Here is a 16,081-nt window from a genome sequence, read left to right on the forward strand (position 1 = left end):
GTCACAAAGGAACCCGCAAGCCGGAAAATCGCTTGTAGAGCCTAAGAAAAAGATCCGGCCTGCACGAGACAGACCGGATCTTTCAATTCAGAACAACAAAATTCTACAAATTCAACGGGTTGCCGTTGTAGAAATCGAGTATTTTGGTTCGGAAAATGTATTCGTATTTGGACTGCGCCAGATCACTTTTAGCTTTGGCCAGGTTATTTTTCGATTGGTTATATTCGACCGAGTTAACCATACCCACGTTAAATTTTTCTTCGGTATACCGAAAAGCTTCCTGTGTTGATTCCACTGCTTTATTACTGGCCATATATTTTTTTAAGGCGGCCAGGGCATTGGTGTATGCTTGTTCAATATCTTTACGAAGCGTATTTTTGGTGCTCTGTAGTTCATATTCCTGATTCAGCACCTGCAACTCCGCATTTTTAACCTGCGTGCGAACCTGCCCTTTGCTGAAAATTGGAATACTTAAATTTACTCCTAGTCCGTAGCGTTCGTTATTCTTCAACTGATCGTTTAGCGAAATTTCGTCGCCGTTAAAATCTTTGTATTTGTTGTTGTACGAGTTGTAGTAGTCGGCACCAAACGTTAAACTAGGGTACAAACTTCCTTTAGCAATGGCTACTTGCTCTTTTAAACTTCCCAGGCGGTATTCGGCACTTTTCACCTCGGGGCGGATTTTGACCGCATTTCGAAACACGTCCATTGAGTTAAGCAACGATCCGTTTGCTTTAACAACAGGTAATACCGGCTTTTCAATTTTAAATTGATCGGGAGAAGCGATCTCCAATAGCTGGTACAAATTAAGATAGGCCAGTTGCAGGCTGTTTTGCTGATTGACCAGGTTCAATTCTTCATTGGCTTGTTGGGCTTCAATTTCCAACAAACTTCCTTTGGCCAGGCTTCCGGCATCAACCAATTTTTGAGTTCGGTCAATCTGTAGCTTGGTTACTTCCAGTTGATCCTCGGCGACTTGCACTAATTCTTCGGCAAACAAAATTTCAAGATATGCGGCTGCAATGTATAACTTGATGTCATCCTTGGCTTTTTGCAAATCTGCCAGGCTGGCTCTTAAGTCCAGGTCTGCTTTGTCAATTGAGTTTTGCAACTTGAAACCATTCCAAAGAGGAACATTGGCACTTAGGCTGGCTCCGGTCTGGTTCGAATTATAATTGGCGTAAGTATTATCGTATTGTAACGAGCGGCCAAAATTAAAGCTGTTTGACAAGCTTCCACTTAGCGATGGCAAGCGGTTATTTTTGGCTTGTTGCAATTCATTCTGATAATAGTCGGTATTGATTGATTGTTGCTGAATCTGAATGTTATTTTCGAGTGCATAATCGATGCATTGCTGCAAATCCCAGTTCTGCTGGGCTTTCGCAGTTCCCGAAAAAATAAGAGTGATCAGTGCAACAATCTGAAATAAATGTTTCATGGTTGATTTCTTTTTGTTATCCAATGGGCTAATTTAGTCATTCGTTTGAAATAGTGCTGATTTAGTCGCGTTATTTTAACCGCAAAAATGTTGGCCTGATCCAGTCGGTTAGCCAGCGTTTGTTTCTTTTTCTTTTAATTTCTTTGGATCAATTTTCTCCCCTTTAACTTTATCTTTCAGACTGAGGCCTTCGGTAATTTCAATATTAATTCCATCAGAAAGACCGGTGTGTACAAATCGTTTTTCGAAGTTGGGTTCTTCCTCTGTTCCGGTATTAATTTCAACAAAGGACGAATCGTTTTCAAAATTCAGAAAACCTTCAGGTATCACCATTACGCTATCCTTTTTTTCTAAAACAATATTGGCATTGGCGCTGTACCCGGCACGTATAAATTGTCCTTCTTTCAGGTTTACGTTGGCTTTAATTTCAAACTGAATGGCTCCGTTCTCTTCCACTCCCTTGGGCGAGAGGTAGGTGAGCTTTGCTTCGAACTTTTCATTTTCAATCGCTCCAATTGTCAAGACGATGTCCATTCCCTCGTGGATTTTACCGACTTCGGTTTCGTCTACTTTTCCATCAAAAATCATGTCACTCATATCGGCAATAACGGCGATTGTGGTTCCATCATTAAAGGTATTTGATTGGATAACAGAATTTCCAACCTCCACCGGAACATCCAGAATCATTCCATCAATCGTTGAGCGGATAAGCGTGTTGGATGCATGCGCTGTTTGTTTTGTCGCTCCTTTTCGAATCAGATCAAGGTTGTTTTGTGCTGCATTTAGCTCTTCGCGAGCCGCGTTAAACGACAGTTGTGCTTTTTGGTACTCTCCATAAGGAATAACTTTTTTGTCAAAAAGCTCTTTTTGCCGGTTGTAGTCAATTTTTGAATCTTCGTAGTTTAATTGTGACTGATTTACTCTCGATTCGGCATTGTTTAAGGTTACCATATCGGGAATAATTTTTACTTTGGCGATAATGTCCCCCATTTTTACTTCCGAACCAGCTTCAAGGTAAATTTCTTCAATAATTCCGGATACTTGTGGTTTTATTTCAATCTCTTTACGGGGAACAACCGAACCTGTTGCAACCGTTTTTTTTGTAATGTTGTCTATTTTCGGGGTTTCGGTTTTATAGACATCAGGTTGGCTTTTCGACTTTGAATATAAAAAATAAATCGTTCCGAAGAAGGAAGCAATAAGGATTACAATTAGTAAGATTTTAAAGAATTTTTTCATGGCTGTGGTATTATTATTTTTTAATTTTCTGTTCTTAGTGCATCAATGGGTTTTATTTGAATGGCTCTGCGTGCAGGAATATAACCTGCAAAAGCTCCTGAAATAATCAGGATTAGCAGGCACGAAACAGCAACGGTTAAGTTTATTTCCGGGTTTTTAATGAAAATGTCAGCTCCATTCTCAGCAGCGCTTTCGAGCCCCTTATTGGCCAGTTCTAAAAGAAAAATTCCGAAAAAGAGTCCAAAATATCCGGCAATAGTGGTTAAAAAAACACTCTCGGAGATTATTTGGGCAATGATTACACGAGGGGTGGCACCAATAGCTCGCATAATTCCGATTTCCTGGGTTCGTTCTTTCACAATTACCAGCATAATATTGCTAACACCGATAACTCCTGCCAGCAGCGTACCAATTCCTACAATCCATGTTAAAATACTAATGCCGCCAAATAAGGTCGCGAATTGCTTAAATTGCTTTTCAATATTTATGTGTCCAACTGCCTGCACATCGTCCGGTGCAATTTTATGTCGTTTCTTAATCGCTGAAATCACTTTCTCTTCAACAGCACTTGCACTCAATCCTTCGGCGGCAGTAATGCCCATCATGTGAACATCATTTCCGTAGTTGTAGGCAATTTGCATCGTTGTAAATGGCAGAAAGATGCTTTCGTCGGTCTTGCCATTCATATTCATATTTGATACCGGATGAATGACTCCGACTATCTGATAGAAAACTCCTCCTATTTTTAAATATTCACCAAGAGGTTCTTCGTCTTTCGAAAACATCTCGTCAACAACTTTCTCGCCAACAACACAAACCTTTCGGCGTTGTTTAATATCAATTTCGTTTAACCAGCGCCCTTTCGGAAATTCGGCGGGATCGATGTTTGCCCACTCCGGGTAATCTCCTTTAATGTTGAATGAACCGCTTCGGTCTCCCCTGATCGTATTATTTCCGCTCAACCACGAACCAAAAAGTCGAGGCGCAACTGTTTTAACTTCAGGAATATGGTTGCGAATATATTCAATATCCTCATTGTTGAAATCCCAGTTGCGGCCACGCCTGAACCCTTCATAAGGCTTACTTGTTCGTTGTGTCCACATAAAAAATGAGTTTACGGCAATTTTACCAACACCATCAGTAATACCGGTTTCAAGTCCTTTTCCGGCTCCTGCCATAATAATAAGCATGAATATTCCCCAGAAAACCCCAAATGCAGTTAAAAAGCTGCGTAGCTTATTTTTCTTTAAGGCGGATAATATTTCGTTAAATCTTTCTATCATCGTATTTGTTTATTCGTTATGGAGTGCTTCAATCGGTTTTATTGATGCTGCTCGTTTTGCAGGAATATATCCGGCCAAGGTACCGGCGCCAACCAAAAGTAATAACGAGCTAATTGCAATACGAAGATCAACAGTCGGGTTCAAAAACATTGTGAACTGCCCGCGATCGCTGCTTGATGCAGCCGAGCTTTGTTGCTCCATAACAAAGTTAATAAGCTCCATCAGTGAGATTCCGAACAGCATGCCGATATATCCAGCCAATAGGGTGATAAATACCGATTCGAGCAAGATTAAACCAATAATTGACGAAGGCGAGGCTCCAATGGCTTTTCGAATACCAATTTCCTTGGTTCGCTCTTTTACAACAATGAGCATAATGTTGCTAACCCCAACAATGCCGGCGATGAGTGTCCCAATACCTATTAGCCATATAAAGATATTTATGGCTTTAAAGATATTCATGGTCTCGATGTAATTTTCCAACGAATTGTAAATACCAATTGCCCGGGTATCGTTTACGTCAACTTTATGATTGGCAGCAAGCAGTGTGCGAATTTTCTTTTCAATTTGAAGGCTCTCTTTCTTCGAAATATCTTTGGTGGTAACAGCCAGATTGTGAATGCGATCGCCAATGTTAAATATTAATTGAGCAGTTGTAATAGGGATGAGCCCCTGTTGTGCTCCTTCCCGCGGATCAGACTCGGCATAGACGCCAATAATTTTATAGAGTACACCTCCAATGTTCAAATATTCTCCAACCGGCTCAATTCCTTTAAAGAGTGCTTCTTTAATGTCTTTACCAATGACGACCACTTTTCGTTTATATTGAATATCGATTTCGTTGATGAAACGGCCTTCGTCAATGTTTAATTTTTCGATATCCCGATAATCAGGATGACAGCCTTGTGTGGTGTATTGTCCGTATTCGTTTTTGAATGAATAGGTCCGTGAATTGCTGAAATATCTTGCTGAAATTTTATCGATGTCATCCAGTTTTTTTATTTCATCGTAATCTTTCATATCAAAATAAATCCTTCTGCCTGCTTTTAGTCCCTGATAAGGCATGCTTGTTTCGCGGCTCCAAATCCACATTGCGTTTGTTGCATTACCCTCAAAGTTTGAACCTACACCATTACTTAGTCCGTTTCCCGCACCCAGCAATACCATGAGCATAAAAATACCCCATGCAATGGCAAACCCGGTAAGGAAAGTTCTCAATTTGTTTTTTTTGATGGTGGCGATGATTTCTTGCCATTTGTCAATATCGAACATGGTTTCAGGGCTAAATGGTTTCCAATTCTTTCGTATAGGCTTCCCTGAAGTTAGTCAGGTCTCCATTTCGAATAATTTCATGGATCTGTCCATCCTTGAGGCGAATAATCTTTTTGGTCATCGAAGCGATGTCGTGCTCGTGGGTTACCAGAATAACGGTAATTCCGTCATTATTGATCTCTTTCAGAATCTCCATTACTTCGTACGATGTTGTGGTGTCCAGAGCTCCTGTTGGTTCATCGGCCAAAATTAATTTTGGTTTCGATATTAGCGCCCGGGCAATGGCAATGCGCTGTTTCTGACCTCCCGACATTTCGTTCGGCATATGCTCAGCCCAATCTTTTAATCCAAGCTTGTCGAGGTATTCCATGGCTATGATGTTTCTCTTTTTGCGCTTTACTCCTTTGTAATAGAGCGGAAGAGCAACATTTTCCATCGCATTTTTAAACGAAATCAGGTTGAAGGACTGAAAAACAAAACCAACCAATTCATTACGAAGTTGGGCGGCTTTCTTTTCACTCATGTTTTTAATCTGTTGGTTGTTTAGGTAATAGCTTCCTTGGTCGTGGTTATCGAGCATACCTAGTATATTAAGCAAGGTAGACTTGCCGGAACCGGATGATCCCATAATGGAAACAAACTCTCCCTGCTCAATATCCAGATTGATGCCTTTGAGCACATGTAGCTTGCTGTTACCCATGACATAGGACTTGTGAATGTTGTTTAGTTTGATCATTTGTTTAATTGTTTTCTGCTTTGAGGTATTAAAATTCCGAAATTCAAGACTTATTTCTGTAATAAATTCGATGAACAACCGATTTTTCTATGTGAGTGGTCTTTTTCGATCCTACTCCTGTCGAGATTCTCTAAATAGGACGAATAATCTTTTCAGACGTTACAGCAGAAATGACGATTTTTTTCTGAAAAATATAGAATTGCCCGGCAGATTGTCCTGAATTTGTTGCAATGTGGTCGGTTAATGCGGTTGGGGGGCTGAGTTGATGATCTTCTTGTCCAAAAGTGTAATCAATACAAGCAAAAATGCCAAACAGACATCTGAAGAGATACCAGATGAAGTTGATAAAAATCAACATGACATACATCTGAATAATTAATTGAATAACTTTGATATCTTTAAATTAATTGCAGAAAAACTACTTATCCTTAAAAAAATGGGAGACATTGATGAAGAAATTAAGGTGAGAGAAATAAGTGACAAAGAAATATGGGTCAATACAAATAAATTTTCTCTAATCTATGATAATATTATCTATGTAATTGCGGTTGGCGAGCAGACAACCGAATTTGCCAAAGCACAAGCTGAAATCTGCATGAAGATGTCTGCTTTAATTAAAGGGAAAGTGAATTTTTTGATCGACCTGAACAAGTCAGGAAAAAACTCTCCGGGAGCTAGAAAAATGTGGAAAACCCTGATTGAGCACGACAATACCGAAAAAGTTGCCACTTTCGGACTGCATCCGGTTGCAAAGGTAATCGCCTCTTTTGTTATGCGAGTTAGCAGTGGTAACAAAATGCGTTTTTTTTCAACAAAAGAGGAAGCCATAGCCTGGTTGAGAGAGTAACTTGAACGGTGGCTTAAAGATCAATAAGAATTTACGCTGAATAGAATGGTGAAGAAAAAGAGAGATAGAATTCGGATTGAGGAGATGATTGAGGTGATTATGAAGGTCGGGCAGGGAGACCTTTCTGTTCAACTGGATTTGTCGGGAAAAGATGATCTCTTGGATTCACTTGCCATGGGGTTAAATATGATGATTGATGATTTAGGAAGCACTCACGCTGTTGAAGTTCAAAATGAAAAATTCAAACAGATCAATACCGAACTGGAAAAGGCAATCGACAGGGCGCAGGAAAGCGAGCGGTTAAAGACTGCATTTCTGGCCAATATGAGTCATGAAATCCGAACACCACTCAATTCAATTCTTGGGTTCTCCGAATTGTTATCCCCTGATCTCGAAGAGGGACAATTCGAGGATTATAGCGAAATCATTAGGAATTCAGGAATTCAATTGCTTCAGATTATTGACGATATTCTTGATTTTTCAAAATTGGAATCAAATCAACTGCCCTTATTTTTCAGCCTTTGCAATATCAATAAGATTATGCAGGAGGTTTATATCACCCAAAAACAAAGCAAAAAGCTTCGCCAAAGTGATACGATTCAGTTAAAGGAGCCGCAAATTGAATTGTCAAATGATATTTATTTGAAAACGGACCCAGTGCGCTTGAAGCAAATTCTGAATAACTTAATCAATAATGCCATAAAATTTACGAAAGAGGGATTTGTTGAATTTGGTTTTTCCATAAAAGCAGGATCAAGAGGCGAAATGATTGAGTTCTATGTAAAAGATACCGGGATTGGTATTTCTGATACGAAGCAGAAGGCCATTTTTGAACGGTTTATTCAGGTTGACAGTTTTTCTATGAAAGAAGGTAACGGGCTGGGGCTGAGTATTTGCAAAGGATTAGTTGAATTGCTTGGTGGAGTTATTTGGGTTGAATCGATTGTGGACGAAGGCAGTTGCTTTTACTTTACCTTACCTTTTTCGGATCAAGGTGAAATGGGGGTGACAAAACAGGTAGAGCAACATAACGGTAAATGGAGTCTTAGCGGAAGCAAAGTTTTTATAGCAGAAGACAATTTGGACTCATTAACTTACCTGGAAGAGGTTTTACTTATCGAGGGCGTGATTGTTAAGACAGCGCTGGATGGTCAGTCATTGCTAGAGCTATTGAAGGAGGATACTCCGGATTTGATTCTGCTTGATATTAATATGCCTGTTAAGAATGGTTATGAAACGATTGCCGAAATTCGCAAAAGCGGATTGACCATGCCGGTTATCGCACAAACTGCTTATGCCATGCCCGAAGAAAGAAGTACGATTCTGGCTGCTGGCTGTACGGATTACATTTCGAAACCGATTCAGAGAACAAAATTATTATCGTTAATTCGTGAGGTGTTGAAGAAGGATTCCAAGTAGAAGTATCTTTCAGTAATCGGCTATCTTTTGCACCTTTCCATTGATCACAACTCCTCCAATTTTCATTTCTTTTGCCGATTTCTGTGCATCTGCTGTCGTATGTGCAATTGGTTCTCCTTTGGTATTAAAAGACGTGTTGATCAATGCCCTGACCTGATATTTTTCGCCGAGCAGATTGAGTAAATCCCAGAGGTAGGGATTCTGCTCCCGACCAAAAAGAGTTTGGATGCGGGCAGTTCCATCACGATGAACAGCACCTTCCAGTTCGGCTTGTTTCTCAGGCAGGATTGAAAAATCAAGGAGCATAAATTGACTGAGCTTATGGATGGTTGTTTGCCCGGTAAAATAGCGGGCATTTTTTTCCAACATCACGGGAGCAACCGGGCGATACCACTCGCGCTGCTTGTGTTGCATGCTTATTTTTTTAGCGAGACTTTTGTTGTTGGCCATGCACAGCATACTTCGGTTGCCTAGCGCACGAGGACCCGATTCGCCAAAGCCATTGCAGACTCCAATTACGTTTCCGGAGATTAGTAATTGGGCAGCTTGCTCTAAATCATCGGTGTTGTATTGAAATTTATTTGTTGGCAAATTCCAATTGTTGAGGTACGCTGAATGCTGCTCCACCTGCCCATGTTTTTTCCACTCGACAAATGCTGCAGCACCCAATGCCAGCCCCGAATCCTCGCAGCAGGGCGGGATAAAAATCTGATCGAATAGTTTGGATTCAATCAGTCGCGTGTTGGCCACAATGTTTAGCGCACAGCCGCCAGAGTAGTAAAGCGTTTTGCATCCGGTTTGCTGTCGGAGATTCTGAAAAATTAAAAGAGTTTCACGCACAAACAGTTCGTGAATGGTGGCGATGATATTTTGCAGAAACGGGTTTTTCTGGTCAAACGATTTCAATTCAATATTAAAATCCTCTTTTGCTTGTCGGAAGAAGACTGATTTTTTTGCCCAGATGTTTTGAAAGAAATCATGCTTTTTCAGCCATTCGGCTAACGCTGGCCGGAACGTTCCATAGCCGGCAAGCCCCATCATTTTACCGGGAACTGAATTCTGCTCATTCAGCTTTGCTCCAATTACGGAAAATACCAACGCATTGGCGTTGAACAGGGCTGTGAGGTGCTGATAATCCCAATTGGCTGTAACTTTTTCAATCTCGTTGTCTCGAAAAAGCCAGGCTGAAAAATTGCTTTTGCTGGCACCTCCGTCGAAATGGACAAGCAGGCTGTTGTTTTTGAAATTGCCATAGAAAGGCAGGCAGGTAAAAACATGCGCCAGTTCGTGGTTCAGTGCCCAGGCTTTGACTTCTTTGCCAAACCACCAGCCGTTTCCTGCTTCCAGATCATTGGCCAGCGATTGATTTAATGGTGCTTCAAAGCGGGCGTTCCCTTGTGTTGTAATAAAACTTCTTCCAATAACGTTGTCAACAAATACGAGATCAAAGTCTTCAGCCAGTCGTTTCTTTTCTTTTAAAATGGAATAGAGGTGTTTGTGTAAATTGTTGTCCCGTTTTCTGCGAGTAATCCGTTCGAGTTGTAAAAAGTCGCGAACCTGCCCGTTTTGCATGATCGCCAGATTGTGGTCGTGTACATAAAGCGGATATTCATAGTCATCACGATCCTGAATTCCATAAATTGCCAAAGTTGGTTTTTGAGGATCCATCAGGTAAACTGCATGTAAATTGTCAAGGCAAGAAAAAGGTACATAATTAGGTTACTCCAGAATCTCTTCTTCATGAAGATGAGGTAATTCGAGATCAGAAATGTGAGCGGGAGTGCCATGATGATCAGAATTTCTTGAGAAACCGCAGGTACAGCAATAAGCAAAACGAATGACACCAGAAAAATTAAAAAGAAAACCTGAAAGTACTTACGCGTGCTGATTTTCTTTTCATCGTATTGGTTTAGTAGAAATACGCTCGAAATTAAGGTGATTAGGATTAAAAATCCAAGGTAAATCTGAAGCGGTAAGTTTTGTCTCAAAAAGTAATTTTCGGTGTACAAATTTTTTGAGATGGTTGCGTTGAAAACGTGAATCTGATCGGTGAGGAAATAGTATGACCAGGCAAATAGCCAGGGAACCATGAGCCCCAAAATGGGCAGGACAAAATTTCGCCATTTAGGGCTGCTTTTAATTAGCAGAAAACCCAGCCAGATAATGGGAAAGAAAAAAATAAGATTGAAGTAGAACAAACTTCCCACGCTGATAAAGAACCCGGCTTCAAAAGCTTGCGCGTAAAACGTTTCTTTTTTGTATGATTGAAAGATACGGTCGACGCATAAGACTATAAACAGCAAGGCAAAATAAACCGGATGAAGAGCATGCAATGAAATCAGACCACTAACAATTAAAACAAATATGTTGGAAGGCAGAAAGGTGCGGACCCGAATAAAGGCATAGGTCGTATTTAAGCGAAGGATCAGAAACGAAAGTGTAATGACGAAAAAGATGGCAAGTAGGTTGCTAATCAATGGCGATTTCGACAGCCAGTGATGCACCAGTTGGTAAAGAAACATATCGCTTTCGCCCTCAAAAAAAGGGAAATACTCCGGATGAATATACGAACGAAACCATAAAACCAATACAAGTACCGGAATGAGTATAAAGTGATAGGCCTGGTTGGTTTTGAGTATTCGAAGTATCATCGTTTTTATCTTAAATAGCCTTTGTTATGATCTTATAGATCGAACCCGAGGTCCTTTCGGAAGTAACGCCCGTCAAATTCAATTTTTTCAGCATTCGCATACGATTGTTTCAGGGCTTCTTTCATCGATGAACCATATGAACTGATGGCAATAACGCGTCCTCCGGCAGTTACCACCTTGTTCGATTCTTGCTTGGTTCCGGCGTGGAACAAGATGCTGTTTTCAACTTTGTCGAATCCAGTCATGGTTTTTCCGTTTTCGTATGTGCCCGGATATCCGCCAGAAACCAACATGACTGTTACAGCCGTGCGCTCATCAATTTCGATGGATTGTTCGGACATGGTGCCGTTGGCTGCTGCTTCAAGCAGGTCGACAAAGTCTGATTTGATTCGTAGCATTACGGCCTCGGTTTCCGGATCACCCATGCGAACGTTGTATTCAATGACGTACGGGTCACCATCAACGTCAATCAACCCAAAAAAGATGAATCCGTTATATGGGATATCATCTTTTTGCAAGCCGTCAACGGTTGGTTTGATGATGCGGTCTTCAATTTTTTTCATGTATTCGGCATTGGCAAATGGAACGGGACTTATTGCTCCCATACCACCGGTATTTAGTCCGGTATCGCCTTCGCCAATTCGTTTGTAGTCTTTGGCTTCGGGAAGAATTTTGTAATCTTTCCCGTCGGTAATGGCAAAAACAGACAATTCCACACCCGACAAGAATTCTTCGATTACCACTTTGCTGCTTGCTTCACCAAATTGGCCATCAAGCATAATTTTTAACGAGGCTTCGGCTTCTTCCAAATCTTCAATAATCAGCACTCCTTTTCCGGCAGCTAGTCCATCCGCTTTTAAAACGTACGGTGCTTTCATGGTTTTCAGGAATTCAATTCCTTCGCCAAGTGTTTCGGGGGTTACTGTTTTATATTTTGCAGTTGGAATGTTATGACGATCCATAAAGTCTTTCGCAAAATCTTTCGATCCTTCGAGAGTTGCACCTTCTTTTTGAGGACCAACAACTTTTACGTCTTTCAGTTCTTCGTCGTCCAAAAAGAAATCGTGCAAGCCATCAACCAAAGGGACTTCCGGGCCAACCACCACGAGGTTGATCGATTTTTCAAGAACCACTTTTTTCAGTCCTTCAAAATCAGAAACGCTTACAGCAATGTTTTCACCGACATCGGCAGTTCCGGCGTTGCCAGGCGCAATAAACAGCTTGTCAACTTTTTCTGATTGCTTAATTTTCCACGCCATCGCGTGTTCTCTTCCTCCTGATCCAACAAGTAAAATATTCAACATGATCTTAAAAATTTGTCTGTTTGTTAGCTTGCTACTTTTGCCTCTTTTGTCTCGGGTAGCAAGGCAAATTGATATCCTTCTTCTTTCAGTTTTTCTATAACAATCGGCAGGGCCACTTTTAAATTTTTTTCTGCCTTTAGCGAATCGTGAAAAATAATAATTGACCCCGGACGTACAAAGTTCAACACATTGTCAATCACTTTTGGGGGGCTGCTTTTTGCATCATAATCACGACTGATTATGTCCCACATGACCATTTGGTAGCTTTTAATCACTTTCTGGTATTGCGACTTTCGCAACCAGCCATGCGGTGGTCGCATCAGTTTCGAATCGATATAGGATGCTGCTTTTTCAATATTTTCAAAATAAACTTCGTCCGTATTTTTCAATCCCTGCAAATGGTTGAATGTATGGTTTCCGACCTGATGACCGGCATCAATCACTTGCTGAAAAATCTCCTGATTCTGTTTTACATTCTCACCTACACAGAAAAAACAGGCTTTTATATTTTCTTCTTTCAGTAATTTCAGAACCCAAGGTGTTACTTCCGGAATGGGGCCATCATCAAAGGTGAGAACCACCCTTTTCTGGTTTCCCGGCAAACGCCAAAGCGCTTTTGGGAAATAGCGTGTCACTATTTTCGGAAGTTGTATTCTCGGATCAAATCGAAACATTAGTTTAATGTGCTGTACGATTGATAATAACTGTTAAAACTATCTGATATTTCTTTTGAAAAATCATCCAGTTTATATTTGCTCGCCGTTACGCCCATTTCGCGCATAAAGTACATCAACCGTTGCACTTCTTCGTCAACTGAAACAATGTACTTGTAGTTCAGTGACAAGTAATAGTCCATCTCTTCTTTGTACGAATTGAAAATGTCACGCATGACTTCTTGTCCTTTCTCCAGTGCTCCGGCAGCCATATAATTCTCGGCTAGTTTCAACGAAAAATAGTTGTAAGGAACAACTTCACTTGGGATTAGCTCCATGCTTCTGTTCAGTACATTAATCGCCGAATCTGTTTTGTTTTCTTCAATCAGGCTTTCCGCCAGGCGGTTGAAGTTGTTTCGGATGTTCATCATCATGCGCTGGTTATTCTCGTCGATGTATACATCCGGATCATTCATATTTCCCCATTTGAAATCCTTCATCATGTGTTCATACATCTTGTCGGTATTCACACGGCCAAAATAGATACCGTCTTGTTTTGACTTGACGGGCGTAAAACGATAAGCCAAACCGTCCAACCGGAAATAGTCTTGCAGGCCAAGGTATTTGTCTCGCCCAACAGTAATGGCATAGTAAATCGGGCGTTTCCATTCCGAGTTGGCAATCATATCCAGTACCATCAACTCATCTTTGGTGATGTAGTTTTTATTTTCAAAATTGAAGAAGATGGTATCTTCAATCATGTCATATTCTGATTCCGGAACCACTCCGTTTTTAATTACGGCTTCCTTATCAACCTTCAGGAATAACCTTTTTGAAGGAATATATGAAGCATTGTCTGCTTGTGAAAGCTTGGTTTTTGGGTTGTCGTCTTTTACAAAGTCGAGTGCTTTTTTCAGTTCCACAGCCCCTTTTATGCGAGGATCATTCATCAGATATACAACATCGCGATTTCCTTGTACATACTGATCTTCGGTAAACGTAATCGGCAGCGGTTCTGACTCATAAGCTTTACGACGCATTTGATCAATGTACCAATCGGTTTGCAGGTAGCTGAGGTTGCAAACACGCAGATCGGTTCTTACACCTTCTACTTCCTGGTTGTACCAAAGGGGGAAGGTGTCGTTGTCTCCATTGGTGAAAATGATCCCATTCTCCTCGCAACTGTTCAGGTAATTGGCACCAAAGTCACGAGCCGTATAACGCCCTGAGCGATCATGATCATCCCAGTTTTCGCTGGCCATAACTCCGGGAACTAATACCAGGCTAATCGCTGAAACAGCTATGGCGCTTACGGTTTCGGGCATCCATTTTTTCAGTGTCTCGGAGAGTGCGATCACCCCCAGTCCAATCCAAATGGCAAAGGCGTAAAACGAACCGGCGTAGGCATAGTCCCGTTCGCGCGGTTGATGTGGGTATTGATTCAGGTAAACCACAATAGCCAAGCCCGTCATTAGAAATAGGAGCGAGACCACCCACATGTCTTTTTTATTCCGCTGGTAATGAAAAAATACACCGATTAATCCAAGCAGCAATGGAAGAAAAAAGTAGGTATTTCGAGCCTTATTATTAGCGTATTTGGCAGGTAGGTTTGTTTGGTCACCCAAGCGTATGGAATCGATAAAGTCGATTCCACTAAGCCAGTTCCCATTTACGATGTCTCCGTGTCCTTGAATATCATTTTGTCGTCCTGCAAAATTCCACATAAAGTAGCGCAGGTACATGTGAACTACCTGATATCGCACAAAGAATCGTAGGTTTTCACCAAACGTTGGCAGTTTGATGGTTTCGCTTTCCCCCTGTCGGTTGGTAATCTGAACGGTCTTTCCTTCTATCCCGGCCCAGCTTTTATAATCCGCAATATGTTGGGATTGACTGCTGTACATGCGTGGGAAAAAGGTGGTAAAGCGAGAGTCGTATTGTGGTTTTTGGCGAATGTCAGATATTACGTATTTGCCATCTTTCTGTATGTAGTATGGTTTGGTGTCAACATATGGATTTTGAGGATTGAGTGGTGTATTATAATACTGACCGGTAACCAACGGACGATCTCCGTATTGCTCACGGTTCAAATAGCCCAACATGGAGAATACGTCGTCGGGGCTGTTTTGATCCATCGGTGTGTTGGCTGATGAACGAATAACAATCATCGCAAAAGAGGAATAGCCAATGACAATAACGGTAAAAGCTACCAACACGGTATTCCAAAGCACGAGGTTCTTTTTGGTTGTGTAATGAATTCCGTAGACAATCAGTCCAATAAACAAGATAGCATAAATAATAGTTCCGGTGTTGAAAGGAAGCCCAAAGCCATTGACAAACATTAATTCAAACCAGGTTGCAATTGTGATAACTCCCGGGATAATACCGTACATGATCACGCCCAGGATAATTAATGAAATTGCCAGACTTGCAATAATTCCATTGCGGGTGGCTTTATATTTTTTGAAATAATAAACGAAAACGATTGCGGGAATTGCAAGAAGGTTTAGCAAGTGAACCCCAATAGAAATACCCATGAGGTATGCGATAAGAATAATCCAGCGATTGGCCTGTGGTTGATCGGCTACATTTTCCCATTTCAGGATGGCCCAAAAAACGATGGCGGTAATTAGCGAGGACGATGCATAAACTTCGCCTTCGGCCGCCGAAAACCAAAAGGTGTCGGAGAATGCGTAGGCTAGAGCACCCACTACACCGCTACCAATAATGCCAATTGCCTGCCCCATGCTGAATTCGTTTTCTGCATTGACCAGCTTTTGTGCCAGGTGGGTGATGGTCCAATATAGAAACAGGATGGTAAACGCACTAGCCAAAGCCGAAAGTGCATTAATCATCATCGCAGCATTTGAGGAGTCAGCAAAGAGGGTGAAAAACCGTCCCAAAATCATGAAGAAAGGTGCACCGGGCGGGTGGCCAACTTCCAGTTTGTACGAAGTGGTAATAAATTCACCGCAATCCCAGAAACTGGTAGTGGGTTCAATCGTCATTAAATAAACAATGGCTGCCACGATAAATACCAGCCATCCTGTAACCGTGTTAATGAACTTGTAGTTTTTCATTCTTCAATAGTTGCTTTGGTGTGCCAAAACGTTTGCAAGTTGTTAATATTCAGCCACTCATTTTGCTTCAATTAAGTCGGTGCAATATCGCTTTGCTCACTTTGAAATTCATGAAATTTTTATGTTTGCGAAGATAGTACAATCTTTGAAATCAGACTA

At 41.2% G+C, this 16,081-nt stretch carries 12 protein-coding genes; 2 read left to right on the forward strand and 10 right to left on the reverse strand.

Features of this window, described 5'->3' with window-relative positions:
* Nucleotides 1-103 precede the first annotated feature (103 nt).
* The 5 genes from GR929_RS15785 to GR929_RS15805 form a co-directional block, all read right to left on the reverse strand.
* Complete coding sequence (locus GR929_RS15785; protein ID WP_159521532.1) at nt 104-1,438, reverse strand: TolC family protein; 1,335 nt, start codon at nt 1,436-1,438, stop codon at nt 104-106.
* 108 nt (nt 1,439-1,546) lie between these two features.
* Complete coding sequence (locus GR929_RS15790; protein WP_159521534.1) at nt 1,547-2,677, reverse strand: efflux RND transporter periplasmic adaptor subunit; 1,131 nt, start codon at nt 2,675-2,677, stop codon at nt 1,547-1,549.
* Between the two features lie 20 nt (nt 2,678-2,697).
* Complete coding sequence (locus GR929_RS15795; RefSeq protein WP_159521536.1) at nt 2,698-3,960, reverse strand: ABC transporter permease; 1,263 nt, start codon at nt 3,958-3,960, stop codon at nt 2,698-2,700.
* Between the two features lie 9 nt (nt 3,961-3,969).
* Nucleotides 3,970-5,232 carry an ABC transporter permease gene (locus GR929_RS15800; RefSeq protein ID WP_159521538.1) on the reverse strand — a complete coding sequence of 421 codons (1,263 nt, stop codon included), beginning with the start codon at nt 5,230-5,232 and terminating at the stop codon, nt 3,970-3,972.
* Nucleotides 5,233-5,242: 10 nt separating this feature from the next.
* Complete coding sequence (locus GR929_RS15805; protein ID WP_159521540.1) at nt 5,243-5,968, reverse strand: ABC transporter ATP-binding protein; 726 nt, start codon at nt 5,966-5,968, stop codon at nt 5,243-5,245.
* A 436-nt stretch (nt 5,969-6,404) separates the two neighbouring features.
* On the opposite strand from GR929_RS15805, the gene GR929_RS15810 reads away from it, so the two are divergent.
* Together GR929_RS15810 and GR929_RS15815 are read left to right on the forward strand one after the other, a co-directional pair.
* The gene (locus GR929_RS15810; protein WP_159521542.1) at nt 6,405-6,815 is read left to right on the forward strand and encodes a SpoIIAA family protein; all 411 of its coding nucleotides are present in this window, start codon (nt 6,405-6,407) and stop codon (nt 6,813-6,815) included.
* Nucleotides 6,816-6,860: 45 nt separating this feature from the next.
* Nucleotides 6,861-8,234 carry an ATP-binding protein gene (locus GR929_RS15815; protein ID WP_159521544.1) on the forward strand — a complete coding sequence of 458 codons (1,374 nt, stop codon included), beginning with the start codon at nt 6,861-6,863 and terminating at the stop codon, nt 8,232-8,234.
* 9 nt (nt 8,235-8,243) lie between these two features.
* On the opposite strand, the gene GR929_RS15820 is transcribed toward GR929_RS15815, so the two are convergent.
* The 5 genes from GR929_RS15820 to GR929_RS15840 are packed head-to-tail and all read right to left on the reverse strand — an operon-like array spanning nt 8,244 to nt 15,922.
* Nucleotides 8,244-9,902 carry a carbamoyltransferase C-terminal domain-containing protein gene (locus GR929_RS15820; RefSeq protein ID WP_159521546.1) on the reverse strand — a complete coding sequence of 553 codons (1,659 nt, stop codon included), beginning with the start codon at nt 9,900-9,902 and terminating at the stop codon, nt 8,244-8,246.
* On the reverse strand, nt 9,902-10,885 hold the full coding sequence (locus GR929_RS15825) for a DUF6427 family protein (RefSeq protein WP_159521548.1): 984 nt from the start codon (nt 10,883-10,885) through the stop codon (nt 9,902-9,904). Before GR929_RS15825 ends, GR929_RS15820 begins: the two co-directional genes overlap by 1 nt.
* Before the next feature lie 32 nt (nt 10,886-10,917).
* A complete protein-coding gene (purD, locus tag GR929_RS15830; protein WP_235934407.1) occupies nt 10,918-12,189 on the reverse strand; it encodes a phosphoribosylamine--glycine ligase in 1,272 nt (423 codons plus the stop codon).
* A gap of 23 nt (nt 12,190-12,212) precedes the next feature.
* Entirely contained in the window at nt 12,213-12,863 is a 651-nt protein-coding gene (locus GR929_RS15835) for a polysaccharide deacetylase family protein (RefSeq protein ID WP_159521550.1), read from the reverse strand.
* Entirely contained in the window at nt 12,863-15,922 is a 3,060-nt protein-coding gene (locus GR929_RS15840; RefSeq protein WP_159521552.1) for a protein O-mannosyl-transferase family, read from the reverse strand. The genes GR929_RS15835 and GR929_RS15840 overlap by 1 nt, the downstream gene beginning before the upstream one ends.
* Nucleotides 15,923-16,081: the final 159 nt, after the last annotated feature.

Origin of the sequence: Sunxiuqinia indica, assembly GCF_009847015.1 — a bacterium.
In the GTDB taxonomy this organism is placed as follows: domain Bacteria; phylum Bacteroidota; class Bacteroidia; order Bacteroidales; family Prolixibacteraceae; genus Sunxiuqinia; species Sunxiuqinia indica.